Annotated in this window: 3 protein-coding genes and 1 pseudogene; 3 read left to right on the top strand and 1 reads right to left on the bottom strand. The window is 69.0% G+C overall.

The window, feature by feature from the left end:
• Nucleotides 1-550 (top strand): zinc-binding dehydrogenase (locus tag QN345_RS18675; RefSeq protein WP_323509065.1); only part of this gene is annotated, 550 nt, incomplete at its 5' end.
• A gap of 1 nt (nucleotide 551) precedes the next feature.
• Here the strand turns inward: QN345_RS18675 and QN345_RS18670 are convergent.
• Nucleotides 552-914, bottom strand: coding sequence for a DoxX family protein (locus QN345_RS18670; RefSeq protein ID WP_322135348.1), 363 nt, complete (start codon nucleotides 912-914; stop codon nucleotides 552-554).
• Between the two features lie 170 nt (nucleotides 915-1,084).
• Between QN345_RS18670 and QN345_RS18665 the strand changes: the two genes are divergently transcribed.
• Together QN345_RS18665 and QN345_RS18660 are read left to right on the top strand one after the other, a co-directional pair.
• Nucleotides 1,085-1,486 carry a winged helix-turn-helix transcriptional regulator gene (locus QN345_RS18665; protein ID WP_241975404.1) on the top strand — a complete coding sequence of 134 codons (402 nt, stop codon included), beginning with the start codon at nucleotides 1,085-1,087 and terminating at the stop codon, nucleotides 1,484-1,486.
• A gap of 38 nt (nucleotides 1,487-1,524) precedes the next feature.
• Nucleotides 1,525-1,758, top strand: a pseudogene (locus QN345_RS18660) (hypothetical protein); the annotation flags it as partial.

Genomic DNA, 1,758 nt, shown 5'->3' with positions numbered 1-1,758 from the left:
GCTCGTACACGGCGGAGCGAGCGGAATCGGCACGACCGCGATCCAGCTGGCCCGGCTGGCCGGCGCGCGCGTCGCGGTCACGGCAGGCTCCCCCGAGAAGCTCGCGGTCTGCCGCGACCTCGGCGCAGACATCCTGATCGACTACCGCAGCCAGGACTTCCCCGCCGAGATCGACCGTGCCACCGAGGGGCACGGCGCCGACGTGATCCTCGACATCATGGGCGGCTCGTACGCGGCGCGCAACATCGCCGCGCTCGCGCTCGACGGGCGCATCATGGTGATCGCCAACCAGAGCGGCCAGGACGCCGTCTTCAACCCGATGTACCTCATGCAGAAGCGCGGCCGCTACTGGGGCACGACCCTGCGCGCCCGTCCGTTCGCCGAGAAGGCCGCGATCATCGCAGCCCTCCGCACGGATGCCTGGCCCTGGCTCGAATCCGGGGCCTTCCGTCCCGTGATCGACAGCCGGTACCCGTTCAGCGAGGCGGCGTCCGCGCACTGCCGGATGGAGGCATCCGCCCACGTGGGCAAGATCGTGCTCGTGCCCTGACTCAGGCGAGGAAACCCAGAATCGCGACGGCGGCGGCGAGCACGAGCAGGACGACGTTGACGCCGAGCGAGGAGAGCTCGCCGCGACGCACGTGAACCGTGATGGCGCCGATCTGCAGGAGCACGAGCCCGATCGCGGCGATCGGAGTGAAGACGGGCGCGATTCCGGTGGCGAGCGGCAGAATCACGCCGAGGGCGCCGAGCAGGCCGAGCGCCCCGATCACGGTGACCTGGGGCTCGGTGAAGTCCTCGACCCACGGCATCATCGGCTGCAGTTGGGCCTTGCTGCGGACGACCTTGATACCCCCGGCCATGAGGTAGACGACGGTGAGGAGGACCGCTGTGATCCAGAGGGCGAGAGTCATGGCATCCGTTTCGTTGAGTTTCCGGTGTTTGTCTGGGAGTCTGGCAGGTGTGACTTGCCCGTGATTGTTACGATTGGTGCCTAACATCACGAGTGGTTACTTTTATACCGCACGGGCCCCACGCACTGCTCTGTGCCTTGGGCACACGGAGGTAAGAAATGGAGTTCCGTATGACGACAACGGACGTACACGCCGCCCGGATGGACGACATCTGTTCCGGCGAGGGCGACGACGGACGGGTCGTGCGCGACTTGCTCGAACACCTCGGCGACAAGTGGACCCTCCTCGTCGTGGGGATGCTCGAAGGCGGGGCAATCCGGTACTCCGAACTCAAGAACCGGGTGCCCGGCATCTCCCAGCGGATGCTGACGCTCACCCTCAAGAAGCTCGAGCGCGACGGACTCGTGAGCCGGGAGAGCTTCCCGGAGATCCCGCCGCGGGTCGAATACGAACTCACGCCGCTCGGACACACGCTGCTCCCGCCGGCGATCGCGTTCGCGGCGTGGGCGCACGACAGTTCCGCCGAGATCCTCGCCCGGCGGGCCGAGTTCGACGCGCGGGTGACCCGGTGATCGGGACGGGAGCGGGCGCGGGCGCGGGCGCGCCGACCGTGATCGAGACCACGGTCGATGAACTCGCGGCGCGCGTGCGCCGGGTGCTCGCCGGGTCGGCCGACGCTGTGCCGCGCATCCTGCTGGGGCTCTGCGGCGCGCCGGGCTCGGGCAAGTCAACGCTCGCGGCGGCGCTCGTCGAGCGGCTCGGAGCCGGGACCGCCGTGATCGTGCCGATGGACGGTTTCCACCTCGCGACCGACCTGATTCGCGGCACGCCGCTCGCCGAGCGC

The sequence above is a fragment of the Cryobacterium sp. 10I1 genome, assembly GCF_035019805.1.
GTDB classification, from domain to species: Bacteria; Actinomycetota; Actinomycetes; order Actinomycetales; family Microbacteriaceae; genus Cryobacterium; species Cryobacterium glucosi.
The sequence above is the reverse complement of the archived record's forward strand: the minus strand, read 5'-3'. Positions and strand labels throughout refer to the sequence as shown.

Bases quoted from the DNA above. Each gene is read 5' to 3' on its own strand.
- QN345_RS18665 (WP_241975404.1), top strand. From the start codon at position 1,085: ATGACGACAACGGACGTACACGCCGCCCGGATGGACGACATCTGTTCC.
- QN345_RS18670 (WP_322135348.1), bottom strand. From the start codon at position 914: ATGACTCTCGCCCTCTGGATCACAGCGGTCCTCCTCACCGTCGTCTAC.